This is a genomic window from Burkholderia sp. GW821-FHT14F03, assembly GCF_058803765.1.
On the sequence record NZ_JBXAPG010000075.1, the window covers coordinates 1 to 25,334 of the forward strand.

The window sequence follows — 25,334 nt, forward strand, 5'->3', positions numbered from 1 at the left end:
CGACCGTGGGGTTGGCGCAGGTCAGTTCGACTGCGAGGTGGAAGGTCTCGGACAGCGCTTCGTGGCACTCGAACTCGGCGACCTCGAAGACGTCGCGTGTCTCGCTGCCGACAAGGTCGAAGGCGAAGCGCAGATCGGATTGGGTAGGCATGACGTGCTCCCTGCAACGACAGACCTTTTCCGCCCACTTTGGGCGCACAGTCCGCCTGTGAACACGCGTCCGTGGAAAATGATGGATTGCAATGGACGCGCATGGATTCCCCCTCAATCCTGCACATGCGCCCACCTCCTGGATGTGAGACGAGTCCTATTTTGCTGGGGGGCAATCTGATGAATTGAAATACTTCGGCGACAGGCCAGTGCGACGGCCTCTCACGACCAATGCAGGCCTTAACCACAAGCTTGCGCGCCCAAACTTCAGCTAGCGTCTCTTGCTGGATCGTGTCTTCGTTGGGCGGCACGTGCATTCTTTGCGACTGCATCCCCGAAACAGCGAATGACATAACTCAGGCCTTTCGGCCTGAGTCGCAGTGCCACTCTGCATTATGCAATTCTCAAGATGTCGAGGTGCTTTCTGCCTCTTCGAGATAGCCGGCCCATTCTTGAAGCAAGGTCCTCCTCTCGTCCACAGCAGGGCCCTGTTGTAGGTGGCACGTACCTTGTTGTCTTCGACGTGGGCGAGTTGACGCTCGATGGCGTCAGGGCGGTAGCCGTTCTCGTTGGCCCAGGCCGAGAATGTTGTGCGCCAGCAATGTGGTGTCGCCCTGGGCCCCAGGTTCATGTCGCGCATGGCATAGGTCAGGCGATTCGGTATCGTAAAGCCCTTGCCGCTGCGATGTGGGAATAGGTAGCGCCCGGCTCCCGAAATCTGCCTGATCTGGCGCAGCACCTCGATGGCTGAGTCCGAGAGTGGGCAGACATGGTCACGTTTCGCCTTCATCTTGGCGGCAGGGCGACGCCATAGCTTGTCCTCGTAGTCTCGAATTCATCCCATTCGGCATCGGCTGCTTCGCCGGGGCGGCAGGCTGTCAGGGCGATCAGCTTTAGGCACAGGCATGTTTCCGGATAGCCACGATAGCTCTGTAGCTTGTGATAGAAGGACTGGATTTGCTCACGAGTCGTGACGGCCTTGCTCTGGTTGATGGGGGCGGGCAGCAGCCCACACAACCCAGGAATCGGATTGCTTTCTGCCAGGCCACGGACCACTGCAAACTCGAAGAGCGCCGACAGGTCGCCTTTCACATGAATGCCTGCCCATGCGCCATGCGCCTTGCACGCTTCCAGAATGGGGCGAATACGATTCGGGCCGATCTCATCCATGCGCAAACCGTTCAGCTTGGGGGCCAGGTACTTCCGGATGCGGGACTCTTTGGTGCGGTATGAGCTTGCGGCAAAGACAGGCTTGATATCTGCGAGGTAGGCCGCGGTCACCTTGGCGAAGGTGCCATCCTGTTCGCGTTTACGAGCCTCGGCTTCCTCAACATTGCGCCGCTTGACACTCTGGCGCTCATGGGAGGGGTGAATGCCTTGCCTGATTAGCGAGCGCGCTGTGTGGCGTGCTTTCCTCGCCTGGGCAAGGCTGACCTTGGGGAAAGCGCCGATGGCGAAGAGATTTTCCTTCCCATCGAGCCGGTACTTCCAGCGCCAGAGCTTCCCGCCGGATGGCTTGACCAGTAGAAACAGGCCTCCCCCATCTGAAAGCTTATAGGCACGCTCGGCCGGTTTGGCAGATTTGATCTTGAGGTCGGTAAGCCGATACTCGGGCATCTCTCGTCTCCCGAGTGGGGGTAAAAGTACCCCCACTCTTGAACTCAGATACCCCCAGAAGTACCCCCAGCTTTTCTGGACTTCAGCAAACAATAGGAGCTATCAGTGGACCCTATTGTTTGTTTTAACCCCCTGATTTAAAAGGGGTTTGTTGTCCGTGGAGCGCTTTCAAGCTCCGCTGAACTCTAGCCAAAGGCCGTCAGACGTTGAACAAGAAGTTCATCACGTCGCCGTCGTGCACGACATACTCCTTGCCTTCGGCGCGCATCTTGCCGGCTTCCTTCGCACCCTGCTCGCCCTTGAACGCGACGTAGTCGTCGAACGAGATCGTCTGGGCGCGGATGAAGCCGCGCTCGAAGTCGGTGTGGATCACGCCGGCCGCCTGCGGCGCGGTGTCGCCGACGTGGATCGTCCACGCGCGCACTTCCTTCACGCCCGCGGTGAAGTAGGTCTGCAGGCCGAGCAGCTTGAAGCCTGCGCGGATCACGCGGTCGAGGCCCGGCTCGTTCATGCCCATGTCGGCGAGGAACGCTTCCTTGTCCGCGTCGTCGAGGTCGGCGATCTCGGCCTCGATCGCCGCGCACACCGCGACCACGGGCGCGTTCTCGCTTTCCGCGTACTTGCGCACCGCGTCGAGATGGGGATTGTTCTCGAACCCGTCGTCCTTCACGTTCGCGACGTACATCGCCGGCTTCGCGGTGATCAGGCAGAACGGCTTGAGCAGCGCCTGCTCGTCGTCGGACAGCGCGAGGCCGCGGGCCGCCTTGCCCTGGTCGAGTTGCGCGCGGACCTTCTCGAGCACCGCGGCGAGTTTCGCCGCTTCCTTGTCGTTGCCCGACTTCGCGGCCTTCGAGTAACGCGTGAGCGCCTTCTCGACGGTGCCGAGGTCGGCGAGCGCGAGTTCGGTGTTGATCACCTCGATGTCGTCGATCGGGCTCACCTTGCCGGCGACGTGAATGACGTTCTCGTCCTCGAAGCAGCGCACGACGTGCGTGATCGCGTCGGTTTCGCGGATGTTCGCGAGGAACTGGTTGCCGAGGCCTTCACCCTTGCTCGCGCCCGCGACGAGGCCCGCGATGTCGACGAATTCGACCACCGCCGGCACGACGCGCTCGGGCTTGACGATCTCGGAGAGCGCCTTCAGGCGCGTATCCGGCACTTCGACGATGCCGACGTTCGGCTCGATCGTGCAGAACGGGTAGTTCTCGGCGGCGATGCCGGCCTTGGTCAGCGCGTTGAACAGGGTGGACTTGCCGACGTTGGGCAGGCCGACGATGCCGCATTTGAGGCTCATGGGAAACCTTTCTCAATCAGTGGGTGGCCGCGGGCGCATGACGGGTGCCGCCGACGGGGGCGGACCGCGGAGACAAGCCGCAGCGTGGATCCGGACGCGAGGCGGGCGGCGCGCGGCGGGCATCGGCCCGGGGCGCGCGCAGGTCCTGCACTCGAAAACGGCAATTGTAACGCGTTCGAGGGGGCGAATCGGCGGCGGCGCGCCGGCTTGGCCGCGTGGGATGGGCACCCCGGTGCACGGTGAGAGGCGTGCGCCGCGGGGTCGAGCGCCCGAGCGGCGATCCTGACGGCGGAGGGGGCGGGACGTTCCAGGGCAGTTGGCGGGGCGGGGAGCTCCGGGGTATGCGGGGACCGGACTGCCTCAATCCGCGCCGCGCCGGTCGGCGAGCGCCGCCTGGCAGTCGTCGAGCACCAGCGCGACGAGCCGGGCGTCGAGGTTCAGGTCGTCGGTATCGATGATTTCCTCGACCGCGTCGCGCGCCCAGGCGGCGTCGACGAACTCGGCATGCTTGTGGGCGATGTCGAGCGCGACCGCGGCGAGCTTGGCGAGGGTCAGCCAGTCGGCTTCCCGCAGATGGCGGTCGAGCCACTTGTGCGCGGCCTGGACCTGGAAGCCGGCGGCGGGCCAGGTCTCGTTCAGGTAGTAGGCGCCGAGATTGCCGATCGTGAGCCAGCACAGCAGCTCGATGCGATCACGTTGGCTGAGGTTCGGGTGGACATCGCTCATGGCCATGCTCACGACAGAGGTTGGGAAGCGCGCTCCGGCAGCGGCCGCGCGGCTCCGACACTAAAACGATAGCACGCCGTGAACGACCTCATGCACCCGGGACAACTACCATGCCGCCGTGCGGCGTCCGGGCTCAGTACCGGTAGTAGTTGTCGCGATGGTGGTAATAGCCGCCGCCTTCCGGCACCACGATGCACCCGCCCAGCACGCTGCCCAGCACGATCGCCAGCGCAGCGAGGACCGCAATCCGTTTCATGGGGATCTCCCGTCGTTTGATGCGCTCAATGTAGCGACGGCCCCGATGACAAGCGGTGTGCGTTTGTAAGGAAAAGTGTGGCGTGTAATGCGCGTCCGAGCGCCGCCGGGCGGCCGCGTCCGGCGCGGTTACCGTTGCAACCGCCGCGTAGGAGAGGATGCGCCGCGACCCGCGGGTTCCCCTGATTTTCCGCAAACGCGCGGGCCGGAAAGGCCCGGAACGCCCGGCTATAATGCCCGCCATGACTGCCCATCACCAGAATTTCGACGTCGCCGTGGTCGGCGGCGGGCTCGTCGGCAAGACGGCCGCGCTCGCGTTGACCCAGGCCGGCTACAAGACCGCGCTGCTCGCGCAGCACGCGACGCCCCGTCCGGCGGATCTCGCGTTCGATTCCCGCATCTACGCCCTGTCGGCCAGCTCGCAGGCGCTGCTGGAGCGGTTGCGCGTCTGGCAGGCGCTCGATCACGCGCGGCTCGCGCCGGTGCACGACATGCGCGTCTACGGCGATGCGCAGGCCGAACTGCATTTTTCCGCGTTCCAGGCGTCGGTGCCGCAGCTCGCGTGGATCGGCGAGTCGACGCTCGTCGAGACCGCGCTCGACGCCGCGCTGCGCTTCCAGCCGAATCTCACCTGGCTCGATACGCGCGCGCAGGGCTTCGACGTGAAACCGGGCGGCGCCTCGCTCGCACTCGCGAACGGCAACGTGATCGAGGCCGATCTGGTGGTCGGCGCGGACGGCGCGCATTCGTGGGTCCGGGCGCAGATCGGCTCGAAGGTCGAGCGTCGTGATTATCGGCAGACCGGGGTGGTCGCCAATTTCAAGGCGTCGCTGCCGCACCGCGAGACCGCCTACCAGTGGTTCCGCGACGGCGAGATCATCGCGCTGCTGCCGCTGCCCGACGGCCACGTGTCGCTCGTCTGGTCCGCGCAGACCGCGCACGCGGATGCGTTGCTCGCGCTGGAGCCGGCCCAGCTCGCGGCCGAGGTCGAGCGCGTCACGCATCGCCAGCTCGGCGCGCTCGAGTGCGTGACGCCCGCGCAGGGCTTCCCGCTCGCGCTGCAGACGGTCGACCGGCTGATCGCGCCGCGCGTCGCACTGGTCGGCGACGCCGCGCACCTGATCCATCCGCTCGCCGGCCAGGGCATGAACCTCGGGCTGCGCGACGTCGCCGCGCTGGCCGATGCCATCGCCGGCAAGGAAGCGTTCCGCGATCTCGGCGACACTGTGCTCCTGCGTCGCTACGAGCGCGCGCGCCGCGAGGACATCCGTGCGCTGATGCTCGCGACCGACGGCCTGCAGCGGCTGTTCTCGCTGCCCGGCACGCTCGCGCGGGTGGCGCGCAACACCGGCATGGCGCTCGTCGGCGCGCAGCCGCTCGTCAAGCGCTGGCTCGTCGCCTCGGCGCTCGGCTGAGCGCCGGGCGAACCTTCGGCGCCGCCTTCGGTCGGACACTGTCTGGCCGTCGTCGTACACTGTGGCGGTATCCCGATCGATCCGAAGGAAATTTGCATGAAAAAAACGATTCGTATCGCCGCGCTGGTGCTGGCGGTTGCTTCGGCAACCCTCGGCTGCACCGCGCAGGCCGATCAGACGACCGACAAGCTCAAGGCGACACTGCAGGCGCGCCTCGGCAGCGAGGCTCAGATCAAGAGCGTGGCGAAGGCGCCCGTCGCCGGCCTCTACGAAGTGAACCTCGGTTCGCAGATCGTCTATAGCGACGCGACGGGCGACTACATGCTGCTCGGCGACCTCGTCGACACCAAGTCCCGCAAGAACCTGACCGAAGCGCGCCTGTCGGAGATCAACAAGATCGATTTCGCGAGCCTGCCGCTCGCGAACGCGATCAAGGTCGTCAAGGGCAACGGCGCGCGCAAGATCGCGGTGTTCTCCGATCCGAACTGCCCGTACTGCAAGAAGCTCGAAACGACCCTCAAATCGGTCGACAACGTGACGGTCTACACGTTCCTGTACCCGGTGCTGTCGCCCGACTCGACGGTGAAGTCGAAGTCGATCTGGTGCGCGACCGATCGCGTGAAGACCTGGGAAGCGTGGATGCTCGACCATCGCGCGCCGAGCGGCGCGGCCGCCTGCGACACCAGCGCGCTCGAGAAGAACCTCGCGCTCGGCCGCGGCATGAACGTGGTCGGCACGCCGACGATCTTCCTCGCGGACGGCACCCGCCTGCCGGGCGCGGTCTCCGCCGATCAGCTGAACCAGGCGCTGTCCACCGTGAAGTGACGCGGGGCCCCGCGCCCGCGTCGCCGCAGAGGCGCTGGCGATTCGCCAGCGCCTTTTTCGCATCCGATCCGTTTTCCCCGACCGATTTCCAAGATGAAGCCGATTCGCTACACGATCGTTCCGAAAGATCCCGCCGCCCACCTGTTCGAGGTCACGCTCACCGTCGACGCGCCGGATCCGGCCGGCCAGCGGTTCACGTTGCCCGTGTGGATTCCGGGCAGCTACATGGTGCGCGAGTTCGCGCGAAACATCGTGACCCTGCGCGCGTTCAACGACGCCGGCCGCAAGGTCGCGATCGCGAAGACCGACAAGCGGACCTGGCTCGCCGCGCCGGTGCAGGGCGCGCTCACGCTGCGCTATGACGTGTACGCGTGGGATCTGTCGGTGCGCGCCGCGCATCTCGACGACACCGGCGGCTTCTTCAACGGCACCAGCGTGTTCCTCGCGGTCGCCGGGCGCGAGGACGCGCCGTGCAGCGTCGAGATCGTGCGTCCGGCCGGCGATGCCGGCCGCCGCTGGCGCGTCGCGACGGCGTTGACGGAGGCGCGCGGCACGAAGCGCCACGGCTTCGGCGTCTACCGCGCGGACAACTACGACGAGCTGATCGATCATCCGGTGACGCTCGGCGAATTCGCGCTCGCGAGCTTCGAGGCTCACGGTGTGCCGCACGACGTGGTGATCGCGGGACGCGTGGCGGCGCTCGATATCGAGCGCCTCGCGGTCGACCTGAAGCGGGTGTGCGAGGCGCAGATCGCGCTGTTCGAGCCGAAGTCGCGGCGCGCGCCGATGGCGCGCTACGTGTTCATGACGCAGGCCGTCAGCGACGGCTACGGCGGCCTCGAGCACCGCGCGTCGACCGCGCTGATCTGCAACCGCGCCGACCTGCCGGTGAAGGGGCGGCCCGAGACGAGCGAGGGCTACCGCACCTATCTCGGCCTGTGCAGCCACGAGTATTTCCACACGTGGAACGTGAAGCGGATCAAGCCGGCGGCGTTCGCCCCGTATGACCTGTCGACCGAGAACTACACCTCGCTGCTGTGGCTGTTCGAGGGCTTCACGTCGTACTACGACGACCTGATGCTGATGCGCGCGGGGCTGATCACGCAGGCCGAGTATTTCTCGCTGCTGGGCCGCACGATCGGCGGCGTGCGGCGCGGCGCGGGGCGGCTCAAGCAGAGCGTCGCGGAAAGCTCGTTCGATACGTGGATCAAGTACTACCGGCAGGACGAGAACGCGACCAACGCGATCGTCAGCTATTACACGAAGGGCTCGCTCGTCGCGCTCGCGTTCGATCTCGCGATTCGCGCGCAGACCCGCAACCGCAAGTCGCTCGACGACGTGATGCGGCTCCTGTGGCAGCGCTACGGCCGCGACTTCTATCACGGCAAGCCGCGCGGCGTGGGTGAGGACGAGGTCGAGGCGCTGATCGCGGAAGCGACCGGCGTGACGCTCGGCCGGCTCTACGCCGACGCGGTCGAGGGCACGCGCGACTTGCCGCTCGATACGCTGTTCGCGCCGTTCGGCGTGACGCTCGCGGCCGACACCGGCGGAGGCGGCGACGCCGGGCCCAAGCCGACCCTGGGCGCGCGCATGCGCGGCGGCGCGGACTGTACGCTGGCGGCCGTCTACGAGGGCGGTGCGGCGCACCGCGCGGGCTTGTCGGCCGGCGACGTGCTGGTTGCGCTCGAGGGCCTGAGGATAACGGGGTCGAATCTCGATGCGCTGCTCGCGCGCTTCCGGCCGGGCGACAAGGTGGAACTGCACGCCTTCCGCCGCGACGAACTGCGCACGGTGCGGCTCAAGCTGGACGGGCCGGAAATCCTGCGCTGCCGGCTCAGCACGCAGGACAAGCCCGCGGCGCAGCGGACGGCCCGGGAGGCCTGGCTGGGCGCATGACCGGCCGCCCGGCAGCGGTGGATTGTTCTGCTGGTGCAACAATCCGTCGTTGCCGGGATGCTTTTTCCGGAAGGGGGGCGTGCGCACAATGGCGTCACTCGCGCTGATACGGCGCAACCCCAACGGAGCCCGACATGACGACCATCCTGCAAATCAATTCCGCCGCCCGCTCGCAAGGCGCGCAATCCACGCTGCTTGCCGACGAATTGACGGCCAAGCTGCAACAATCGAATCCCGGCGCCACGGTGACGGTGCGCAACCTGCTGGCCGATGCGCTGCCGCATCTCGACGACGCGGTGCTCGGCGCGTTCTTCACACCGGTGGACCAGCGCAGCCCGGAACAGAGCGCGATCGTCGCGAAGAGCGACGCACTGATCGACGAACTGCGCGCGGCCGACGTGATCGTGATCGGCGCGCCGCTGTACAACTTCGGCGTGTCGTCGCAGCTGAAGACCTATTTCGACTGGATCGCGCGCGCCGGCGTGACGTTCCGCTACACGGCGAACGGTCCGGAAGGGCTGATCACGGGCAAGAAGGTGCACGTGGTGTCGGCGCGCGGCGGCAAGTACGCGGGCACGCCGAACGATACCCAGACGCCGTTCCTGAAGACCTTCCTCGGCTTCGTCGGCATGACCGACGTGAGCTTCATCTACGCGGAAGGCCTGAATCTCGGACCGGAATCGGCAAGCGCCTCGTTGGCCGGCGCGCGCGAGGCGATCGCCGCGCTCTGAGGCGTGGCTTGCGGATAGCACCGCGCCAATGACGACAAACGCGGCGTACCGGAAGGTGCGCGGCGTTTGTCGTTTTGGCCGCGCCGGCTGGACAGTCCGGCGCTTGCACGGCGAACCCGCGCGCTTCAGGCGAGCGTCGCGGCTCGGTCTGACGGTCTCCGGTCGCTCGATTTGCAGCCCGGCGTGGCTTGCGGATCGCCTCGCGCCTATGAAAAACGCCGCGCACCTTCCGGTGCGCGGCGTTTTTGTTTCATGCGCGCAACCGGACGCGGGCGCTTGCGCGGCGAACCGCGCCGCTTCAGGCGGGCGTCGCGGCTCGGTCCGGCGGTCGCTGGTCGCTCGGTTTGTGACCCGGCGTGGCTTGCGGATCGTCTCGCGCCAACGAAAAAACGCCGCGTACCAAAAGGTGCGCGGCGTTTTAGTTTCGAGCGCGCAACCGGATGCGGGCGCTTGCGCGGCGAACCGCGCTGCTTCAGGCGGGCGTCGCGGTTCGGTCCGGCGGTTGCTGGTCGCTCGGTTTGTGACCGGGCGTGCCTTGCGGATCGTCTCGCGCCAACGAAAAAACGCCGCGTACCAAAAGGTGCGCGGCGTTTTAGTTTCATGCGCGCAACCGGACGCGGGCGCTTGCGCGGCGAACCGCGCTGCTTCAGGCGAGCGTCGCCGCCTGATCCGGCAGCCGCCAGTCGATCAGCGCGCGGCCCTGCGCGCCCAGATAGTCGTTCGCGAGCGCGAAGTGGCGGCAGCCCAGGAAGCCGCGATGCGCGGACAGCGGCGACGGATGCGGCGCCTCGAGCACGCAATGCGCGTGCGGATCGAACAGCGCGCGCTTGGCCTGGGCATGCGCGCCCCACAGCATGAACACGAGCCCGCGATGACGCCGCGCGAGTTCGCGGATCAGCGTGTCGGTGCACGGCTCCCAGCCGCGCTTCGCGTGGCTCGCCGCGGCGGCCTTCTCGACCGTCAGCACGGTGTTGAGCAGCAGCACGCCCTGGCGCGCCCAGGTGTCGAGGCAACCGTGGTGCGGCGCTTCATGGCCGCAGTTCGCGGCGATTTCCTTGAAGATGTTGCGCAGCGACGGCGGCGGCCGCACCCCGGGCGGTACCGAGAACGCCAGCCCGTGCGCCTGCGGCGTGCCGCGGTCGTCGCCGTGGTACGGATCCTGGCCGAGGATCACGACCTTCACGTCGTCGGGGCTCGTGAGCCGCAGCGCGCGGAACACGTCGTCCGGATAGATCGTCTTGCCGGCGGCGCGTTCGTGGTCCACGAAGCGGCACAGCGGCGCGTAGGCTTCGCTGTCGATGAAGGGCGCGAGCAGCGCGTGCCATGCGGGCGGCAGCGCGTCGAACTGGGCGGCGAGCGACGCGGCCGTCGGCGTGGCGGCGGCGGGCGAATCGAAGAGCGACGGTTGTTGCATCGGATCGGGAACGGAACTGTGAGTCATGCGGAGCGCGCCGCGTCAGGCGCGCAGCTGGTAGCCGCGCTGCGCCTTGCTCTGGTTGTCGGGCGCGAGACCGGGCAGGGCGGCGGCGAGTTCGGCGGCGAGCGCGCGCAGCGCCGCCGTGTCGCCGTCGAGGAGTTCCAGCTCGATTTCGCAGATCGGCGCGCGGCGGGTGTCGTCGTCGACCTGCGCGGTGATCTCGCCGAGGTCGAGCGCGGCCTCGATGCGCGCGAGCGGCGTGTCGAGCTGCCACAAGGTGCGCGAGAAATCGGTGCGGAACAGCGCGATCAGCGTGGGCGCGGCGGTGCGCAGCGCGGTCGCGGCGGCCGGCACGTCGCACGCGGCGAGCAGCGTGTCGATCTCCAACTGGTCGCGCGCGACCGGCATTTCCCATTCATGCCGCCGGTGCAGCCCGTGCTCGGCTTCGCCGACCGTCTTGTAGGTCTGCAGCCAGCCTTGCGGCGCGAGCCGCAGGCGCACCCCGCTCTTGGCGCGGGCGAGCGCGAGATCGGGCGTGTCGAAGTACAGATTGGACAGCGTGATGTCGCGGCCCGGCGTTCCCGCGCGCGCGTCGAGCCAGCGTCGCGCCGCGTCGATCAGCCCCGACGGGAGCGCGAGCTTGATTTCCTGTTCGATGGCCATCGCGCGCCGCTCAGAAGAACATCCGCGCGAGTTCCTCGCCCGGCTGCTCGGCGCGCATGAACGCCTCGCCGACGAGGAAGGTGCGGACCCGGGCCGCCAGCATCCGCTCGACGTCCGCGCGCGACAGGATGCCGGACTCGGTCACGACGATGCGGTCGGCGGGAATCATGTCGAGCATGTCGAGCGTCGTGTCGATCGTGGTCTCGAAGGTGCGCAGGTTGCGGTTGTTGATGCCGAGGAGCGGCGTCTTCAGCGTGAGCGCCTCGGCCAGCTCGGCGCGGTCGTGCACTTCCACCAGCACCGCGAGCCCGAGCGAGTGCGCGTAGGCTTCGAGATCCTGCATGGTCGGCGTGTCGAGCGCGGCGGCGATCAGCAGGATCGCGTCGGCGCCCATCGCGCGCGCTTCGAGGATCTGGTACGGATCGACGATGAAGTCCTTGCGCAGCACCGGCAGGTCGCAGGCGGCGCGCGCTTCTTCGAGATAGCGCGCGCTGCCCTGGAAGAACTGCTCGTCGGTCAGCACCGACAGGCAGGCCGCACCGTGCGTCGCGTAGGAGCGGGCGATGTCGGCCGGCGCGAAGTGCTCGCGCAGCACGCCTTTCGACGGGCTGGCCTTCTTCACTTCGGCGATCACGGCGGGGTGTCCCGCCGCGTGCTTGGCGCGCAGCGCGCCGACGAAATCGCGGTGCGTGCGCGCCGACGCTTCGAGCTTCAGCGCTTCGAGCGGCGTGCTGCGCAGCGCGGCGGCGATTTCTTCGCGCTTGACGGCGATGATTCGGTCGAGGATGTCGCTCATGGGAGTCTCGTGCGTAAATCCGGTTCGAAGAAGGGCGCGCGTTCAGCGCGCGAGCTGCTGCGTGAAGCGCACCAGCTCGTCGACTTTCGCGCGGGCCCGGCCGCTCGCGATCGCTTCGCGCGCGAGCTGGATGCCGTCCGCGATCGACGCCGCGACGTTGGCCGCATAGAGCGCGGTGCCGGCGTTGAGCGTGACGATCTCGCGCGCGACGCCGGGCTTGTTGCCGAGCGCTTCGAGCAGCATGGTACGCGATTCGTCCGCGTTCTCGACCTTGAGGGTCCGGTTCGACACCATTTGCAGGCCGAAGTCCTCGGGATGGATCTCGTATTCGTGCACCAGGCCGTCGCGCAGCTCGCCCACGAGCGTGGCTGCGCCGAGCGACACCTCGTCCATCCCGTCCTTGCCGTAGACGACCAGCACGTGCTGCGCGCCGAGCCGCTGCATCACGCGCACCTGGATCCCGACCAGGTCCGGGTGGAACACGCCCATCAGCTGATTGGGCGCGCCGGCGGGGTTGGTCAGCGGGCCGAGGATGTTGAAGATCGTGCGCACGCCGAGCTCGCGGCGCACCGCGGCGATGTTCTTCATCGCGGGGTGGTGGTTCGGCGCGAACATGAAGCCCATGCCGGTCTCGGCGATCGAGGCCGCCACCTGGTCCGGCTGCAGGTCGATGTTCACGCCGAGCGCTTCCAGCACATCGGCGCTGCCGGACTTGCTCGATACGCCGCGGTTGCCGTGCTTCGCCACTTTCGCGCCGGCGGCGGCCGATACGAACATCGTCGCCGTCGAGATGTTGAAGGTATGCGAGCCGTCGCCGCCCGTGCCGACGATGTCGACGAAGTGGGAGTTGTCGGGCACCTGCACGTGATTCGCGAATTCACGCATGACGGTGGCCGCGGCGGCGATCTCGCCGATGGTCTCTTTTTTGACGCGCAGCCCCGTGATGATCGCGGCCGCCATCACGGGCGAGAGGTCGCCGCGCATGATGAGCCGCATCAGGTGCAGCATCTCGTCGTGGAAGATCTCGCGATGCTCGATCGTGCGCTGCAGCGCTTCCTGCGGAGTGATGGACATGGGCGGGCTCCGGTTACGCGGGCAGGGTCGCGGCGCGCGCCTGCTTCAGGAAGTTCTCGAGCAGCGTGTGGCCGTGCTCGGACAGGATCGATTCCGGGTGGAACTGCACGCCCTCGATGGGCAGGGTCCGGTGGCGCACGCCCATGATCTCGCCGTCGTCGGTCCACGCGGAGATCTCGAGGCAGTCGGGCAGCGATTCGCGCTCGATCGCGAGCGAGTGATAGCGGGTGACGTCGAAGTGCGCCGGCAGGTCGGCGAACACGCCGCGGCCGTCGGTCTCGATCCGGCTCACTTTGCCGTGCATGATGGTCTTCGCTCGCACGACGCGCCCGCCGAACGCCTCGCCGATCGCCTGATGGCCGAGGCAGACGCCGAGGATCGGCTTCGTGCCGGCGAACGTGCGCAGCACGTCGAGCGTGTTGCCCGCATGCTGCGGATTGCCCGGGCCCGGCGACAGGCAGATCGCGGCGGGATCGAGGCGCGCGATCTCGTCGAGCGTGATCTCGTCATTGCGGTAGGTGCGCACGTCCTCGCCCAATTCGCCGAAGTACTGGACCAGGTTGTAGGTGAATGAATCGTAGTTGTCGATCATGAGCAGCATGGTCTGTCTCCGGTTAGAAGTCGCTGTCGAGGCCGTCCTGGACCTGCTCGGCCGCGCGCAGCACCGCACGCGCCTTGTTCTCGGTCTCCTGCCATTCGGATTCGGGCACCGAATCGGCGACGATGCCCGCCGCGGCCTGCACATACAGGTTGCCGTTGTGGATGAGACCGGTGCGGATCGCGATCGCGAGATCCATCTCGCCCGAGAACGACAGGTAGCCGACCGCGCCGCCGTACAGCCCGCGCTTGACGGGCTCGAGCGTGTCGATCAGCTCCATCGCGCGCACCTTCGGCGCGCCGGACAGCGTGCCGGCCGGGAATGTCGCGCGCAGGACGTCGTAGTTGGTCATGCCGGGCTTCAGCTTGCCCTCGACCGAGCTGACGATGTGCTGCACGTGCGAGTACTTCTCGATCACCATCTTGTCGGTGACGGACACCGAGCCGATTTCCGCGATGCGGCCGACGTCGTTGCGCGCGAGATCGATCAGCATCACGTGCTCGGCGATTTCCTTCGGGTCGTTGAGCAGCTCGGTCGCGAGTTCCGCGTCGCGCTCGGGCGTGTTGCCGCGCGGCCGGGTGCCGGCGAGCGGGCGGATCGTGACGATCTGGTCGTCGCCGCGCTGTTCCTGGCGCACCAGGATCTCGGGCGACGCGCCGACCACGTGGAAGTCGCCGAAGTTGTAGTAATACATATAGGGCGACGGATTCAGCGAGCGCAGCGCGCGGTACAGCGACAGCGGATTGTCGCGATACGGCTTGGTCAGGCGCTGGCCGACCTGGATCTGCATCAGCTCGCCCGCCGCGATGAATTCCTTCGCCTGGCGCACGGCGGCGAGGTAGTCGTCCTTCTTGAATTCGCGGTAAATCTCGGTGCGCACGCTGGCCGACGTGACGGGCGGCTGGACCGTCGTGCGCAGCCGCTGCTTGAGTTCGCGCAGGCGCTGCTTCGCCTTCGTGTAGGCCTCCGGCTGGCCCGGGTCCGCATAGATGATCAGGTAGAGCTTGCCGGCGAGATTGTCGATCACCGCGACCTCTTCCGTCAGCAGCAGCTGGATGTCCGGCAGGCCGAGATCGTCGCGCGGCGCGGTGTCGGCGAGCTTCTTCTCGATGTAGCGCACCGCGTCGTAGCCGAAGTAGCCGGCGAGGCCGCCGCAGAAGCGCGGCAGGCCGGGCCGCTGGGCGACCTTGAAGCGGGCCTGGAACGAGGCGATGAAGTCGAACGGGTCGCCGTCGTGGGTTTCGACCACCTTGCCGTCCTGCACCACTTCGGAGCGCCCGGCGCGGGTGCGCAGCAGCGTGCGGGCCGGCATGCCGATGAACGAGTAGCGCCCGAAGCGCTCACCGCCCACCACCGATTCGAGCAGGAAGGAGTTGGCGCCGCCGCGTTCCGACTGGGCGAGCTTCAGGTAGAGCGAGAGCGGCGTTTCGAGATCGGCGAGCGCCTCGGCGATCAGCGGAATGCGGTTGTAGCCCTCGTTGGCGAGCGATTGGAATTCGAGTTCAGTCATGTTCCGGTCCTGTTGGGACGAGCGGCGGGGCACGCCGGGGGATCACGTGGGACTGCGCGAGCGGCTGGAGCAGGGGGCCGAACCGGCGGTGCAGGCGACCCCCGCATCCGGACGGCGCGGCGCATCCGCGACCCGATCCGATACGGAGCGGGACGCGACTAGCCGGCAGACTGGATGGTGAGTGGGAGCGCGAACGCGCAGCGAAACAAAAAACAGGGCTGAAGACGAGCTTCAGCGTACCTCATCGAGGTTAGCGCGACCAGCGACGCCAGGGCCATGCTCCCCGGTCGATGCTGCTCAGACTCCGTTTTTTGTTCAGAAACATGCGGTGGTAGAAAAAATCAGAGGGATTGCCGGGCGGCGTTGTGCGCGGTGATTGCCCGCGCGGCGACCAGCAGTGAGTCGACTATACCATCCGAATTTATCGTTTGTATAGCGTTGCCATGGTTGTAGCCGTAGGGCACCGTGAGCGTCGCGGTGCCCGCCGCGCGGCCGGCGAGTGCATCGTTCTCCGAATCGCCGATCGCCACGGCGGCGTGCGGCGCGACGCCGAGCGCATCGCACGCGGCGAGCATCGGCAGCGGGTCGGGCTTCTTGCGGGCCACGCTGTCGCCGCCGAGCACGACGGCGAAATAGCCGTCGAGCCGGTATTGCGCGAGCAGCTCGACCGCGAAGCGGTGCGGCTTGTTGGTCACGCACGCGAGCTTCACGCCCGCGTCGCGCAGCGCGCTCAGGCCGGCCTCGACGTCCGGATAGAGGCGGGTGTGACGGCCGTTGATGCCCGCGTACGCGTCCTGGTACAGCGCGAGCGCTTCGCCGAAGCGGGCCTGCGCGTCGGCGGCCGGCAGGCGCGGCGCGAGCACCTGCCGGATCAGGCTCTCGGAGCCTTTGCCGATGTAGCGGATCACTTCGTCGCGGGTGGTCGGCCGCGCGTCGATCTGCGCGAGCATGCCGTTCAGGCCGGCCGTGAAGTCGTCGACGGTGTCGACCATCGTGCCGTCGAGATCGATCAGCGCCGCGTCGATGCGCGGCGCTGCGAACGCGGGCGCCGCGCTCATTGCGCGACGGTCGCGAGTTGCGCGCGCATCGCGTCGATCACCGCGCGGTAATCGGGCTTGCCGAAGATCGCCGAGCCCGCGACGAAGGTGTCCGCGCCCGCCGCGGCGATCTCCGCGATGTTGTCGGTCTTCACGCCGCCGTCGACCTCGAGATGGATCTCGCGGCCGGTGCGCTCGGTGTAGGCGTCGATGCGCCGGCGTGCCTCGCGCAGCTTGTTGAGCGCCTCGGGGATGAACGACTGGCCGCCGAAGCCCGGGTTCACCGACATGATCAGCACGAGGTCCACGCGGTCCATCACGTGATCGAGATGGTTGAGCGGCGTGGCCGGGTTGAACACGAGGCCCGCCTTGCAGCCGTGGTCGCGGATCAGCGCGAGCGTGCGGTCGACGTGGTCCGAGCCTTCCGGGTGGAAGCTGATCAGGTTCGCCCCGGCTTTCGCGAAGTCCGGCACGATCCGGTCGACCGGGCGCACCATCAGGTGCACGTCGATCGGCACCTGGACGTGCGGGCGGATCGCCTCGCACACGAGCGGGCCGATCGTGAGATTCGGCACGTAATGGTTGTCCATCACGTCGAAGTGGATCCAGTCGGCGCCGGCGTCGACCACGTTGCGGACTTCTTCACCGAGCCGGGCGAAGTCGGCCGACAGGATGCTGGGAGCGATACGGAATTGCGTCATGACCTTGGGGCGGGGAACATTGCGGGGCAAAACCCGCATTCTACCGCCGGGGCGCGCCGGGCGCGGTTGCGGGCGGGGGCGGCATCAAGCAGAATGCCGAACCAAAGCCGCCGCGCGCCGCGCGGCGAGGCGCGATCATCGATACGGACCCAACATGAGCCAGTACCAGTTCACCGTCTCGGTGAAAACGAGTTATTTGCCGGAACAATCCGACCCCGAACGCCGTCAATATGCATTCGCGTACACGCTGACGATCCGCAACACGGGGCAGGTCGGCGCGCAATTGATCGCCCGGCACTGGATCATCACCGATAGCGAAGGCGAGGTGCAGGAGGTGAAAGGGCTCGGCGTGGTCGGCCATCAGCCGTTGCTGCAGCCGGGCGAGCATTTCGAGTACACGAGCTGGGCGGTGATCGCGACGCCGGTCGGCACGATGCGCGGCGCGTACTTCTGCGTGGCGGAGGATGGCGAGCGCTTCGAGGCGCCGGTCGAAGAGTTTGCGCTGCACATGCCGCGCACGCTGCATTGAACGGGCGCGGGGCGCCCGGCGTCAGGACGGGTCGCGGCGGCCGGAAGGCTTTTTCTTTTTGCCGGATGCGGTCCACACGACGATGAAAGTGAGCAGGGCGAGCGCCAGCAGCGATTCCAGCGCGAAGATGAGCATCGGGTATTCGTCGAACAGATCAGACATGGCGGTTTCCATCAAGAACGAACATTGTAGGTGGTTTGGGCCGCGGCTGGCCGGTTGGGCAGCCGCGATCGTCACGGCGGCGCTGCTGGCCGCGTGCGGCGGCGCACCGGTCCGGCAGGGCGCACGGCCGCCCGGCGGCGCGGCGATCGTGCCCGGGCAGATCGCGGCGGAGCGGCTCACGCCGGTCGCGTGGCAGCAGGTGCCGGGCTGGCAGGACGATACCCTGATCGGCGCGACGATCGCCCTGCGACAAAATTGCACACGCCTCGCGCGCCAGGCGAACTGGCGGCGCGCGTGCGCGGCGGCCGAGCAGATCGACGACCTCGATCCCGGCGGCGCACGCACGTTTTTCGAAACCTACTTCACGCCGTTCCAGTTCGCGAACAACGACGGCACGCTCGACGGGCTCGTCACCGGCTATTACGAGCCGCTGCTGCGCGGCTCGCGGGTGCGGCGCGGCCCGTACCAGTACGCGCTGTACCGCTGGCCGGCGGGCTATCGCGCCGGCGCGGCGCTGCCCGCGCGGTCGCAGCTCATGCGCTCGGGGCTGCTGAACGGCAACGAGCTGGTGTGGGTCGACGATCCGATCGAGGCGTTCTTCCTGCAGGTGCAGGGCTCGGGGCGCGTGGTGCTCGACGACGGCTCGGTGATGCGGGTCGGCTACGGCGGCACCAACAACCAGCCTTACCGGTCGATCGGCAAGTGGCTGCTCGATCGCGGCGAGCTGGGCGCGGGCCAGGCGACGATGCAGGGGATCAAGGCCTGGGCGCGTGCGAACCCGGCGCGGGTCGACGCGCTGCTCGACACGAATCCGCGATTCGTGTTCTTCCGCGAGATGCCGTCGTCGGAGAGCGTGCCGCAGGGCGGCGCGGACGGTCCGGTCGGCGCGCTGGGCGTGCCGCTCACGCCGGAGCGCTCGATCGCGGTGGATCCGTCGGCGATTCCGCTCGGCACGCCGGTGTTCCTGCAGACCACGCGGCCGCTGACCAACACGCCGATGAGCCGCCTGGTGTTCGCGCAGGACACCGGCAGCGCGATCAAGGGCGGCGTGCGCGCCGATTACTTCTGGGGGCTCGGCGACGATGCGGGAGACCAGGCTGGCCGGATGAAGCAGGTGGGCCGGATGTGGCTGCTGTTGCCCAAGTCCTGATGCCCTGAGCGATCGCGAGGCGGTGCGCGTGGCGCACCGGAGATTCAGCGGCGCCCCGCGCCGGCCGGTTGGCTGGCGCGGGGCGTTTTGCCGAGGCGCGGCGGCGGCGCGTGCTTCAGGCGCGGCGCTTGTCGATGATGCGCCGGGCTTTGCCGACCGAGCGCTCGATGCCGTTGACGGGCAGCACGTTGATGACCGCGGTCACGCCGATCAGCCCCTTGATGTCGTGCGCGAGCGCGCGCTTCGCGTGGTCGAGCGCGGTCGAGTCGGGCGCGGTGTCCGGACACGGCTCCACGTTGAGTGTCAGGACGTCGAGCGCGCCTTCGCGGGTCAGGATGATCTGGTAGTGCGGCGCGAGCGCGCGCTGCTTGAGCAGTTGTTCTTCGATCTGGGTCGGGAAGACGTTGACGCCGCGCACGATCATCATGTCGTCCGAGCGGCCCGTGATCTTTTCCATCCGGCGCATCGGGCGGGCGGTGCCGGGCAGCAGGCGCGTGAGGTCGCGGGTGCGGTAGCGGACGATCGGCAGCGCTTCCTTGGTCAGCGACGTGAAGACCAGTTCGCCCAGCTCGCCGTCGGGCAGCACCTCGCCCGTTTCGGGGTCGATGACTTCGGGGTAGAAATGATCTTCCCAGATGGTCGGGCCGTCCTTGGTCTCGACGCACTCGGAGGCGACGCCCGGGCCGATCACTTCGGACAGGCCGTAGATGTCGACCGCATCGATGCCCATCCGCTGCTCGATCGCGGCGCGCATGTCGTTGGTCCACGGCTCGGCGCCGAAGATGCCGATGCGCAGCGAGCATTCGCGCGGATCGACGCCCTGCCGCTCGAGTTCGTCGGCGATCGACAGCATGTAGCTCGGCGTGACCATGATGATGTCGGGGCGGAAGTCGCGGATCAGCTGCACCTGCTTTTCCGTCTGGCCGCCGCCGAACGGGATCACGGTGAGCCCGGCCCGCTCCGCGCCGTAGTGCGCGCCGAGGCCGCCCGTGAAGAGCCCGTAGCCGTAGCTGATGTGCACCTTGTCGCCGCGCCGGGCGCCCGCCGCGCGGATCGAGCGGGCGACGACGTTGGCCCAGGTATCGATGTCGCGCGCCGTGTAGCCGACCACGGTGGGCTTGCCGGTCGTGCCCGACGACGCGTGGATCCGCGAGATCCGCTCCTGCGGCACCGCGAACATGCCGAACGGATAGTTCTCGCGCAGGTCGTCCTTGGTCGTGAACGGAAAGCGCGCGAGATCGGCGAGCGATTGCAGGTCGCCGGGGTGGACGCCGGCCGCGTCGAATTTGGCGCGGTAGACGGGCGAATTGCGATAGGCGTGGTCGAGCGACCACTTGAGGCGTTCGAGCTGCAGCGCGAGCAGTTCGTCGCGGCTGGCGGTCTCGATCGGGTCGAGCGGGAGCGGGGTCGGGGTCGTCATGGTGTCTCCTGTCTTTATAGATATGGCGGGAACGGGCGCGCGCTAGGGCTGCGCGCCGAGCACCGTTCCCCTGATCTGTGCCGATTTCCCCCGGAACATCGCCACCAGGTCGCCCGCCTGGTTCGTGACGCGGATGTCGTAGATGCCGTGCCGGCCGCTCAGCGCCTGCTCCTCGGCTTCGGCGGTCAGTACATCGCCGCCCGCCGCCGGCCGCAGGAACTCGATCGCGCAGCCGGCGGCGACGGTATTGATGTTGTAGGTATTGCACGCGAACGCGAAGGTCGAGTCCGCAAGCGTGAAGATCAGCCCGCCGTGACAGATCTGGTGTCCGTTCAGGAAGTCGGGCCGCACCGGCATGCGCATGCGCGCGTAGCCGGGGCGGACCTCGACCAGCTCGATGCCGAGCGCGCGGCTGCAGGCGTCCGCCTCATACATGGCCTGCGCGACCGCGCAAGCGAGGGCGTCGGCGGACGGGGCGTCGGGTGCGGAAGCGGCCATCTCAACGCCCCTCGAAGCGCGGCGCGCGCTTCTCGATGAAGGCCTGCACGCCTTCGGCGTAGTCGTGGGACTGGCCGAGCTCGCGCTGCAGGTCGCGTTCGAGATCGAGTTGCGCGTCGAGTGTGTTCGTGACGCCTGCGCGCATCGCCTGCTTGATGGCCGCGATTGCGCGGGTGGGCTGCTGCGCGAGTTGCGCGGCGAGTTGTGCGGCGGTGGCCATGAGCGCGGCGTCGTCGACGCTGCGCCAGATGAGTCCCCATTGTTCGGCCTGTTCCGCGCCGAGCTTGTCGCCCGTCAGCGCGAGGCCGAGCGCCCGCGCGAGGCCAGCGCGCTGCGGCAGGAACCAGGTGCCGCCGGAATCCGGCACGAGGCCGATCTTCACGAACGACTGGATGAAGCTGCTCGAACGCGCGGCGAGGACGAGGTCGCAGGCGAACGCGAGGTTCGCGCCGGCGCCGGCGGCCGTGCCGTTGACGGCGGCGATCACCGGGAACGGCAGGGCCTGCAGACGGCGGACGAGCGGATTGAAGTGCGCGTCGATCAAGGCGCCGAGGTCGCTCATCGCGCCCGGCGTGAAGTCGAGGTCCGCGAGATCCTGGCCTGCGCAGAAGGCGCGTCCCGCGCCCGTCAGCACGAGGGCGCGCACCTTCGCGGCCTGCGCGTCGCCGAGCGCGGAGAGCAACTCCGCGTGCATCGCGCGCGTGAAGCTGTTGAGCTTGTCGGGGCGGTTCAGCGTGATCGTCGCGACCCGTGCGGCGGGGTCGATTTCAATGCGAATCGTTTCATAGGACATCGGTTGTCTCCTCAGTGATGCCTGAACGAACGGGCGCTAGGCGCCGGATCGGTTACACGCGCTCGATCGCGAGGGCGATGCCCTGGCCTACGCCGATGCACATCGTGCACAGCGCGTAGCGGCCGCCGGTGCGTTCGAGATGGTGCAGCGCCGTCGTGACGAGGCGTGCGCCGGACGCGCCGAGCGGGTGCCCGAGCGCGATCGCGCCGCCGTTCGGGTTGACGCGCGGATCGTCGTCGGCGATGCCGAGCAGGCGCAGCACGGCGAGCCCTTGAGACGCGAACGCTTCGTTCAGCTCGATCACGTCGAATTGGGCCAGGCTCATGCCGAGCTGCCGCAGCAGGCGCTGCGTGGCCGGCGCGGGACCGATGCCCATCACGCGCGGCGCGACGCCCGCCGTCGCCATGCCCAGCACGCGCGCGCGGCGCCGCAGGCCGTACTGTTCAAGGGCGGCCTGGTTGGCGAGCAGCAGTGCGCAGGCGCCGTCGTTGACGCCCGAGGCGTTGCCGGCCGTCACCGAGCCGTCGGGGCGGACGACGCCCTTCAGTTTCGCGAGGGCGTCGAGCGAGGTCTCGCGCGGGTGTTCGTCGTGCGCGACGACGAGCGGGTCGCCTTTCTTCTGGGCGATCGTCACGGGGACGATCTCCTGGGCGAGCGTGCCGTCCCGCTGCGCGCGCGCGGCCTTCTGCTGGCTGCGCAGCGCGAACGCGTCCTGGTCGGCGCGGCTCACCCCGTAGTCGAGCGCGACGTTCTCGGCCGTCTCGGGCATCGAGTCGATGCCGTGCAGCTTCTTCATCAACGGGTTGACGAAGCGCCAGCCGATCGTCGTATCGTGGATGTCGGCCTGCCGGGAGAACGCGCTGGCGGCCTTGCCCATCACGAACGGAGCGCGCGTCATGCTTTCGACGCCGCCGGCGATCATGAGGTGCGCCTCACCGGACTTGATGGCGCGCGCAGCGGACCCGACCGCGTCCATGCCCGAGCCGCACAGGCGGTTGAGGGTCGAGCCGGGCACGTCGGTGGGCAGGCCCGCGAGCAGCGCCGACATGCGCGCGACATTGCGGTTGTCCTCGCCCGCCTGGTTGGCGCAGCCGTACAGCACGTCGTCGACCGCGCGCCAGTCGACGTGCGGGTTGCGTTCGAGGAGCGCGCGGATCGGCACGGCGCCGAGGTCGTCGGCGCGCACGTCTTTCAGCGCGCCGCCGTAGCGTCCGATCGGAGTGCGGATGGCGTCGCAGATAAAGGCATCGTTCATGGGCGTGTCCTGCTGGAGCGAACCCGCTGAGGGGCGAGTTCGCTCAGGATAGTCGGGGAAAGTGGCGGATGTCGTGTCGGCCGAATGGCTTAGGCCGTCTGGCCGGCTTCCTGAGGCACGGCCTTCGGCGCAACATGGGCCCGGCTCTGCACTACGCGGAAGCGGTTCGCGACGAAGGCGGCGTCCGCGAGCGCGGCGTTGGCGGCGGGGTTGGCGCCCGTGCCGTGGAAGTCCGAGAACGCGGCCGATTGATTGACGAACACGCCGCCCGTCAGGTTGATCGACAGCGCCACGCCGCCGCGCACGGCCGCGTCGTGTGCGGCGTCGATCACGGCATCGTCGGTGCTGTAGACCGACAGCGTGAGCGCGCCGTGCTCCGCCGCGATGTCGCCGGCGAAGTCGAGCGACTGGCGGGTCGAGTCGGTGCCGATCACGAACGAGATCGGTCCGAACCATTCCTGTGTGAACTTGGTGCGCTCGGCGGCGTCGAGTTGTAGGACGAGCGGAGTGTGCACGCGGGCGCCAGGGAAGGCCGGGTGGTCGAGCTTCTGGCTGTCGGCGAGCACGCGGCCGAGCTGGCGCGCCTGCGCGATGCGCGTGACGACGCCGTCGTTCTGGATCGCGCCGATCAGGTCGACCGAGCGCGCCGGATCGCCGGTCAGCTTTTGCACCGCGCCTGCGATCGCCTGTGCGACGTCGTCGAAGCTCGCGTGGCCGTCCGCGGTGCGGATGCCGTCGCGCGGCACGTAGATGTTCTGCGGGGCGGTACACATCTGGCCGGAGTAGAGCGCGAGTGAGAACGCGATGTTCTTGGCGGCGGCCTTCAGGTCGTCGACGGAGTCGATCACGATCTGGTTGACGCCGGCCTTCTCGGCATACACCTGGGCCTGGTGCGCATTGCGTTCGAGCCAGGTGCCGTTCGGCGTGCTGCCGGTGAAGTCGATCAGCTTGATTTCCGGGCGCAGCGCGAGGTCCTGCACGAGGGCGCCGTCGTTCGGCTCGGTGGCGAGCAGGGTCACGACGTTCGGATCGAAGCCGGCTTCGCGAAGCACGTCGCGGGCGATGCGCACGGTGATCGCGAGCGGCAGGATGGCGCCGGGATGCGGCTTGACGATGACGGTATTGCCGGTCGCGAGATCGGCGAACAGGCCGGGGTAGCCGTTCCAGGTCGGGAACGTGCAGCAGCCGAGCACGAGGCCCGTGCCGCGCGGCACGATCGTGTAGCGCTTTTGCATCGCGAACGGCGGGTTCTTGCCCTGCGGTTTTTCCCAGTGCGCGCCGGCCGGAATCCGGCGCAGCTCGTCCCAGGCGTAGGCGACCGCCTCGAGTGCGCGATCCTGCGCGTGCGGGCCGCCGGCCTGGAACGCCATCATGAATGCCTGGCCTGTGGTGTGCATCACGCTGTAGGCGATTTCGAAGCTTGCGCGGTTCAGGCGGGCGAGGATCTCGAGCGAGACGCCGATCCAGACCGTCGGGCCGGCTTGGCGCCAGGCCGGCTGGGCCGCCGCCGCCGCGGCGATCAGTGCGTCCGGCGTCGATTTCGGGTAGCGCACGCCGAGCGCGAAGCCATACGGGGACAGCTCGGCGGCGGCCGTTTCGCCGCTTGCGGGCTGATCGAGCCGGAATGCCTGGTCGAGGTGCGACTTGAAGGCGGCCTCACCCTCCGCGTTCGCGCTTTCCCCGTACACTTTGGGGCTCGGCATCTCGGCGAACGGGCTCCAGTAGCCGCGCGTTTCGATGGCGGCAAGGGCGTGCTGCAACGTGTCTTCGTGTTTCGCGAACAGAGGATGGGTCATGACGGCGGGCCTGGTGAGCGTTGAGGGGATCGGCGACCTATTAATTAACCGACCGGTTGGTCGGAGAATGTTAGCATTAAATCATTGGCATGTGCGCGGCGTTTTGCGCTTCATTGATCGAGGAGGAGTAGATGGCATACGAGAACATCCTGGTGGAGACCCGGGGCCGGGTCGGGCTGATCACGCTGAATCGTCCGAAGGCGCTCAATGCGCTGAACGACGCGTTGATGGATGAGCTGGGCGCGGCGCTGAAGGCGTTCGACGCGGACGATGCGATCGGGGCGATCGTGCTGACCGGCAGCGAGAAGGCGTTCGCGGCGGGGGCGGACATCGGCATGATGGCGACGTACACCTATATGGATGTGTACAAGGGCGACTACATCACGCGCAACTGGGAGGCGGTGCGGCAGATCCGCAAGCCGGTCATTGCGGCGGTGGCGGGTTTTGCGCTGGGCGGCGGCTGCGAGCTGGCGATGATGTGCGACATCATTTTCGCGGCGGATACCGCGAAGTTCGGTCAGCCGGAGATCAAGCTTGGCGTGATGCCGGGTGCGGGCGGCACGCAGCGTCTGCCGCGCGCGGTGTCGAAGGCGAAGGCGATGGACATGTGCCTGACCGCGCGCCTCATGGACGCGGACGAGGCGGAGCGGGCGGGGCTGGTGTCGCGGGTGCTGCCTGCCGACAAGCTGCTTGACGAGGCGATCGCGGCGGCGGCCACGATCAGCGAGTTCTCGCTGCCGGCCGTGATGATGGTGAAGGAGTCGGTCAATCGCGCGTATGAGACGACGCTGGCCGAGGGCGTGCAGTTCGAGCGGCGCCTGTTCCACTCGTTGTTCGCGACCGAGGACCAGAAGGAAGGGATGGCCGCTTTCGTCGAGAAGCGCAAGGCGGTGTTCAAGCATCGCTGATCGCGTGACCGTATCGGTGTGCTCGAGCGTGCCGATACGGTCGTTTAAAAATCTTTCACGAAAGGGCTTGCGCGGCGGGAAAAGCGTGCCTACAATCACGCCTCTTTCGCGCTAACGG

At 67.9% G+C, this 25,334-nt stretch carries 25 protein-coding genes; 7 read left to right on the plus strand and 18 right to left on the minus strand.

Annotation, left to right across the window (positions count from 1 at the left end):
* Window positions 1-421 precede the first annotated feature (421 nt).
* From AC1RQF_RS31360 to AC1RQF_RS31380, 5 genes are all read right to left on the minus strand, one after another.
* Window positions 422-940 carry a tyrosine-type recombinase/integrase gene (locus AC1RQF_RS31360; protein WP_492873967.1) on the minus strand — a complete coding sequence of 173 codons (519 nt, stop codon included), beginning with the start codon at window positions 938-940 and terminating at the stop codon, window positions 422-424.
* Window positions 937-1,767, minus strand: a complete 831-nt coding sequence (locus AC1RQF_RS31365; RefSeq protein WP_492873969.1) for a tyrosine-type recombinase/integrase — start codon at window positions 1,765-1,767, stop codon at window positions 937-939. Before AC1RQF_RS31365 ends, AC1RQF_RS31360 begins: the two co-directional genes overlap by 4 nt.
* 199 nt (window positions 1,768-1,966) lie before the next feature.
* Complete coding sequence (gene ychF / locus AC1RQF_RS31370; RefSeq protein WP_274000972.1) at window positions 1,967-3,061, minus strand: redox-regulated ATPase YchF; 1,095 nt, start codon at window positions 3,059-3,061, stop codon at window positions 1,967-1,969.
* 360 nt (window positions 3,062-3,421) lie between these two features.
* Window positions 3,422-3,787: a hypothetical protein gene (locus tag AC1RQF_RS31375; protein WP_274000973.1), complete on the minus strand. Its 366-nt coding sequence runs from the start codon at window positions 3,785-3,787 to the stop codon at window positions 3,422-3,424.
* 133 nt (window positions 3,788-3,920) lie between these two features.
* A complete protein-coding gene (locus AC1RQF_RS31380) occupies window positions 3,921-4,043 on the minus strand; it encodes a hypothetical protein (protein ID WP_274000975.1) in 123 nt (40 codons plus the stop codon).
* A gap of 232 nt (window positions 4,044-4,275) precedes the next feature.
* On the opposite strand from AC1RQF_RS31380, the gene AC1RQF_RS31385 reads away from it, so the two are divergent.
* The 4 genes from AC1RQF_RS31385 to AC1RQF_RS31400 all read left to right on the plus strand — a co-directional run bounded on the left by AC1RQF_RS31385 (window position 4,276) and on the right by AC1RQF_RS31400 (window position 8,909).
* Window positions 4,276-5,457: a UbiH/UbiF family hydroxylase gene (locus tag AC1RQF_RS31385; RefSeq protein WP_492873972.1), complete on the plus strand. Its 1,182-nt coding sequence runs from the start codon at window positions 4,276-4,278 to the stop codon at window positions 5,455-5,457.
* 96 nt (window positions 5,458-5,553) lie between these two features.
* Window positions 5,554-6,282 carry a DsbC family protein gene (locus tag AC1RQF_RS31390; protein ID WP_274000979.1) on the plus strand — a complete coding sequence of 243 codons (729 nt, stop codon included), beginning with the start codon at window positions 5,554-5,556 and terminating at the stop codon, window positions 6,280-6,282.
* A gap of 93 nt (window positions 6,283-6,375) precedes the next feature.
* Complete coding sequence (locus tag AC1RQF_RS31395; RefSeq protein WP_274000980.1) at window positions 6,376-8,178, plus strand: M61 family metallopeptidase; 1,803 nt, start codon at window positions 6,376-6,378, stop codon at window positions 8,176-8,178.
* 134 nt (window positions 8,179-8,312) lie between these two features.
* Window positions 8,313-8,909: an FMN-dependent NADH-azoreductase gene (locus tag AC1RQF_RS31400; RefSeq protein ID WP_274000982.1), complete on the plus strand. Its 597-nt coding sequence runs from the start codon at window positions 8,313-8,315 to the stop codon at window positions 8,907-8,909.
* Between the two features lie 646 nt (window positions 8,910-9,555).
* On the opposite strand, the gene AC1RQF_RS31405 is transcribed toward AC1RQF_RS31400, so the two are convergent.
* The 8 genes from AC1RQF_RS31405 to rpe form a co-directional block, all read right to left on the minus strand.
* Window positions 9,556-10,323 carry a uracil-DNA glycosylase gene (locus AC1RQF_RS31405; protein ID WP_274004432.1) on the minus strand — a complete coding sequence of 256 codons (768 nt, stop codon included), beginning with the start codon at window positions 10,321-10,323 and terminating at the stop codon, window positions 9,556-9,558.
* A gap of 42 nt (window positions 10,324-10,365) precedes the next feature.
* Entirely contained in the window at window positions 10,366-10,989 is a 624-nt protein-coding gene (locus tag AC1RQF_RS31410; RefSeq protein ID WP_492873973.1) for a CYTH domain-containing protein, read from the minus strand.
* A 10-nt stretch (window positions 10,990-10,999) separates the two neighbouring features.
* Window positions 11,000-11,785 carry an indole-3-glycerol phosphate synthase TrpC gene (gene trpC / locus AC1RQF_RS31415; protein ID WP_274000984.1) on the minus strand — a complete coding sequence of 262 codons (786 nt, stop codon included), beginning with the start codon at window positions 11,783-11,785 and terminating at the stop codon, window positions 11,000-11,002.
* A gap of 42 nt (window positions 11,786-11,827) precedes the next feature.
* Entirely contained in the window at window positions 11,828-12,859 is a 1,032-nt protein-coding gene (trpD, locus tag AC1RQF_RS31420; protein WP_274000985.1) for an anthranilate phosphoribosyltransferase, read from the minus strand.
* Window positions 12,860-12,872: 13 nt separating this feature from the next.
* Window positions 12,873-13,460: an aminodeoxychorismate/anthranilate synthase component II gene (locus tag AC1RQF_RS31425; protein ID WP_274000987.1), complete on the minus strand. Its 588-nt coding sequence runs from the start codon at window positions 13,458-13,460 to the stop codon at window positions 12,873-12,875.
* A gap of 13 nt (window positions 13,461-13,473) precedes the next feature.
* Window positions 13,474-14,967, minus strand: a complete 1,494-nt coding sequence (trpE, locus tag AC1RQF_RS31430) for an anthranilate synthase component I (protein ID WP_274000989.1) — start codon at window positions 14,965-14,967, stop codon at window positions 13,474-13,476.
* Window positions 14,968-15,308: 341 nt separating this feature from the next.
* Window positions 15,309-16,025 (minus strand): phosphoglycolate phosphatase, encoded by a 717-nt coding sequence (locus AC1RQF_RS31435; RefSeq protein ID WP_274000990.1) that lies wholly within the window; start codon window positions 16,023-16,025, stop codon window positions 15,309-15,311.
* A complete protein-coding gene (gene rpe / locus AC1RQF_RS31440; RefSeq protein WP_274000991.1) occupies window positions 16,022-16,705 on the minus strand; it encodes a ribulose-phosphate 3-epimerase in 684 nt (227 codons plus the stop codon). Before rpe ends, AC1RQF_RS31435 begins: the two co-directional genes overlap by 4 nt.
* Window positions 16,706-16,859: 154 nt before the next feature.
* On the opposite strand from rpe, the gene apaG reads away from it, so the two are divergent.
* Together apaG and mltA are read left to right on the plus strand one after the other, a co-directional pair.
* Window positions 16,860-17,234 carry a Co2+/Mg2+ efflux protein ApaG gene (gene apaG, locus AC1RQF_RS31445; RefSeq protein WP_252984817.1) on the plus strand — a complete coding sequence of 125 codons (375 nt, stop codon included), beginning with the start codon at window positions 16,860-16,862 and terminating at the stop codon, window positions 17,232-17,234.
* Between the two features lie 82 nt (window positions 17,235-17,316).
* A complete protein-coding gene (gene mltA / locus AC1RQF_RS31450) occupies window positions 17,317-18,546 on the plus strand; it encodes a murein transglycosylase A (protein ID WP_492873975.1) in 1,230 nt (409 codons plus the stop codon).
* Between the two features lie 115 nt (window positions 18,547-18,661).
* On the opposite strand, the gene paaK is transcribed toward mltA, so the two are convergent.
* The 5 genes from paaK to paaN form a co-directional block, all read right to left on the minus strand.
* Window positions 18,662-19,966 carry a phenylacetate--CoA ligase PaaK gene (gene paaK / locus AC1RQF_RS31455; protein ID WP_492873977.1) on the minus strand — a complete coding sequence of 435 codons (1,305 nt, stop codon included), beginning with the start codon at window positions 19,964-19,966 and terminating at the stop codon, window positions 18,662-18,664.
* Window positions 19,967-20,008: 42 nt separating this feature from the next.
* The gene (gene paaI, locus AC1RQF_RS31460) at window positions 20,009-20,464 is read right to left on the minus strand and encodes a hydroxyphenylacetyl-CoA thioesterase PaaI (RefSeq protein WP_492873979.1); all 456 of its coding nucleotides are present in this window, start codon (window positions 20,462-20,464) and stop codon (window positions 20,009-20,011) included.
* 1 nt (window position 20,465) lies between these two features.
* A complete protein-coding gene (gene paaG / locus AC1RQF_RS31465; protein ID WP_492873981.1) occupies window positions 20,466-21,257 on the minus strand; it encodes a 2-(1,2-epoxy-1,2-dihydrophenyl)acetyl-CoA isomerase PaaG in 792 nt (263 codons plus the stop codon).
* Window positions 21,258-21,309: 52 nt separating this feature from the next.
* On the minus strand, window positions 21,310-22,512 hold the full coding sequence (gene pcaF, locus AC1RQF_RS31470; RefSeq protein ID WP_492873983.1) for a 3-oxoadipyl-CoA thiolase: 1,203 nt from the start codon (window positions 22,510-22,512) through the stop codon (window positions 21,310-21,312).
* Between the two features lie 89 nt (window positions 22,513-22,601).
* Entirely contained in the window at window positions 22,602-24,308 is a 1,707-nt protein-coding gene (paaN, locus tag AC1RQF_RS31475) for a phenylacetic acid degradation protein PaaN (protein ID WP_492873984.1), read from the minus strand.
* A gap of 131 nt (window positions 24,309-24,439) precedes the next feature.
* Between paaN and AC1RQF_RS31480 the strand changes: the two genes are divergently transcribed.
* Window positions 24,440-25,216 carry an enoyl-CoA hydratase gene (locus AC1RQF_RS31480; RefSeq protein WP_492873986.1) on the plus strand — a complete coding sequence of 259 codons (777 nt, stop codon included), beginning with the start codon at window positions 24,440-24,442 and terminating at the stop codon, window positions 25,214-25,216.
* The last annotated feature ends 118 nt before the right edge of the window (window positions 25,217-25,334 follow it).

Bases quoted from the DNA above. Each gene is read 5' to 3' on its own strand.
- AC1RQF_RS31360 (WP_492873967.1), bottom strand. From the start codon at position 940: ATGAAGGCGAAACGTGACCATGTCTGCCCACTCTCGGACTCAGCCATC.
- AC1RQF_RS31365 (WP_492873969.1), bottom strand. From the start codon at position 1,767: ATGCCCGAGTATCGGCTTACCGACCTCAAGATCAAATCTGCCAAACCG.
- ychF (WP_274000972.1), bottom strand. From the start codon at position 3,061: ATGAGCCTCAAATGCGGCATCGTCGGCCTGCCCAACGTCGGCAAGTCC.
- AC1RQF_RS31375 (WP_274000973.1), bottom strand. From the start codon at position 3,787: ATGAGCGATGTCCACCCGAACCTCAGCCAACGTGATCGCATCGAGCTG.
- AC1RQF_RS31380 (WP_274000975.1), bottom strand. From the start codon at position 4,043: ATGAAACGGATTGCGGTCCTCGCTGCGCTGGCGATCGTGCTGGGCAGC.
- AC1RQF_RS31385 (WP_492873972.1), top strand. From the start codon at position 4,276: ATGCCCGCCATGACTGCCCATCACCAGAATTTCGACGTCGCCGTGGTC.
- AC1RQF_RS31390 (WP_274000979.1), top strand. From the start codon at position 5,554: ATGAAAAAAACGATTCGTATCGCCGCGCTGGTGCTGGCGGTTGCTTCG.
- AC1RQF_RS31395 (WP_274000980.1), top strand. From the start codon at position 6,376: ATGAAGCCGATTCGCTACACGATCGTTCCGAAAGATCCCGCCGCCCAC.
- AC1RQF_RS31400 (WP_274000982.1), top strand. From the start codon at position 8,313: ATGACGACCATCCTGCAAATCAATTCCGCCGCCCGCTCGCAAGGCGCG.
- AC1RQF_RS31405 (WP_274004432.1), bottom strand. From the start codon at position 10,323: ATGCAACAACCGTCGCTCTTCGATTCGCCCGCCGCCGCCACGCCGACG.
- AC1RQF_RS31410 (WP_492873973.1), bottom strand. From the start codon at position 10,989: ATGGCCATCGAACAGGAAATCAAGCTCGCGCTCCCGTCGGGGCTGATC.
- trpC (WP_274000984.1), bottom strand. From the start codon at position 11,785: ATGAGCGACATCCTCGACCGAATCATCGCCGTCAAGCGCGAAGAAATC.
- trpD (WP_274000985.1), bottom strand. From the start codon at position 12,859: ATGTCCATCACTCCGCAGGAAGCGCTGCAGCGCACGATCGAGCATCGC.
- AC1RQF_RS31425 (WP_274000987.1), bottom strand. From the start codon at position 13,460: ATGCTGCTCATGATCGACAACTACGATTCATTCACCTACAACCTGGTC.
- trpE (WP_274000989.1), bottom strand. From the start codon at position 14,967: ATGACTGAACTCGAATTCCAATCGCTCGCCAACGAGGGCTACAACCGC.
- AC1RQF_RS31435 (WP_274000990.1), bottom strand. From the start codon at position 16,025: ATGAGCGCGGCGCCCGCGTTCGCAGCGCCGCGCATCGACGCGGCGCTG.
- rpe (WP_274000991.1), bottom strand. From the start codon at position 16,705: ATGACGCAATTCCGTATCGCTCCCAGCATCCTGTCGGCCGACTTCGCC.
- apaG (WP_252984817.1), top strand. From the start codon at position 16,860: ATGAGCCAGTACCAGTTCACCGTCTCGGTGAAAACGAGTTATTTGCCG.
- mltA (WP_492873975.1), top strand. From the start codon at position 17,317: ATGAAAGTGAGCAGGGCGAGCGCCAGCAGCGATTCCAGCGCGAAGATG.
- paaK (WP_492873977.1), bottom strand. From the start codon at position 19,966: ATGACGACCCCGACCCCGCTCCCGCTCGACCCGATCGAGACCGCCAGC.
- paaI (WP_492873979.1), bottom strand. From the start codon at position 20,464: ATGGCCGCTTCCGCACCCGACGCCCCGTCCGCCGACGCCCTCGCTTGC.
- paaG (WP_492873981.1), bottom strand. From the start codon at position 21,257: ATGTCCTATGAAACGATTCGCATTGAAATCGACCCCGCCGCACGGGTC.
- pcaF (WP_492873983.1), bottom strand. From the start codon at position 22,512: ATGAACGATGCCTTTATCTGCGACGCCATCCGCACTCCGATCGGACGC.
- paaN (WP_492873984.1), bottom strand. From the start codon at position 24,308: ATGACCCATCCTCTGTTCGCGAAACACGAAGACACGTTGCAGCACGCC.
- AC1RQF_RS31480 (WP_492873986.1), top strand. From the start codon at position 24,440: ATGGCATACGAGAACATCCTGGTGGAGACCCGGGGCCGGGTCGGGCTG.